Source organism: Priestia sp. P1_B12_1 (genome assembly GCF_056406695.1).
This window is the reverse complement of the sequence record NZ_JBFTZR010000058.1, coordinates 1-1342: the sequence shown is the minus strand read 5'-3', so window position 1 is coordinate 1342 and position 1342 is coordinate 1. Positions and strand designations below refer to the sequence as shown.

General features: G+C 39.6%; 1 protein-coding gene. It reads right to left on the bottom strand.

All coding sequences use genetic code 11. The annotated features are described in order from the left end of the window. Positions 1 to 57: 57 nt before the first annotated feature. Positions 58 to 1239, bottom strand: coding sequence for an IS256-like element ISBame1 family transposase (locus AC1D0Y_RS29445; RefSeq protein ID WP_050691277.1), 1182 nt, complete (start codon positions 1237 to 1239; stop codon positions 58 to 60). Positions 1240 to 1342 lie beyond the last annotated feature (103 nt).

Below are 1342 nucleotides of genomic sequence, written 5' to 3'. Positions count from 1 at the left end.
GGGACCGTCAATAATTTTGTGTAAATACGAATTTCCTTTTCTTATAGATGTTATTCACTAGTTTGTTTTAAACATCATTTGTAGCTCTGCGCGAGCTTGATCAAAACCAATATGACATCTTGTCGCAAAGCGCTGATTATACTGGTCAAATTGGGAAACGAGGAAGCGTTCAAGTGACTCTTCGTTTGGGAATTGTTCCTTACGCTTACTATATTTCTTGATTTGTTTATTAAAAGATTCAATGAGATTGGTCGAATAAATACTGCGCCAAATAGACTTAGGAAAGCTATAAAACGTGAACAAATAAGAGTTATTGAGCAGTGGCTTTGTCACTTTTGGGTACTTTGACTTCCACTTTTCAATAAACGAATGTAGGGCCTGTTGGCCCATTTCAAGGCTTTCTGCACGGTACACAGATTTAAAGTCTTCACAGATTTCAGCTCGATCGGATACACGAACCTTATGAGCAATCGTACGTGAAAGATGGACGCAGCATGTTTGATAAGAAGAAGCTGGATAGATAGAAAAAACACTGTCTGAGATTCCTTTTAACCCGTCGGAAATAAACAGCAGAATCTCCTCTACGCCACGAGATTTGATGTCTTCTAAAAGTTCTTTCCAGACAAAGGCGGATTCGTTAGGAGCGATTGTATAGCCAAGCACTTCTTTTGAACCGTCTTCGCGAATGCCAACGGCAATATAGACAGCTTCTTTAGACACTGTATCTCGTTTTAAAGCAATATATGTAGCGTCTAAATAAACGCACGCATAGCGTGCACACAACGTTCGATCTCGGAATGCTTCTACCTGTTCAGACATCACTTTGGTCATATTTGAAATGGTTTGAGGTGTGTAATGGTGACCATACATGCGCTCCATCAAATGGGCAATTTCAGCAGTCGTTACGCCCTTTTGGAACATATGAATAACAAACGCTTCAAGCGTATCATTGGCTCTTTTATAAGGAGCTACCGTCTGTTGCTTAAAGTCGCCATTCCGATCACGAGGAATAACGAGATGAAGTTCTCCAAACTCTGTGTGCAGCGTTCGTTCGTACGAACCATTTCGTGAATTCCCTGTATTAAATCCAATACGATCATATTTTTCGTAGTCCAAAAAGGCTGTCAATTCGCTCGCTAAGAGCGTATTAACCGCATTTTCTAAGTGAGAACGGAAAATTTCCGTCACATCTTCTTTTTGGACTAGAGCTTGAACAAGATCTGTTGTAAACTGATTCATAGGAAGACCTTCTTTCTTTGAATTGGTTGTGGTGACTTAATTCTACAAGAAAAGGTCTTCCTTTTTGCATTTATTCATTTACACAAGATATTTTACGCTCTCA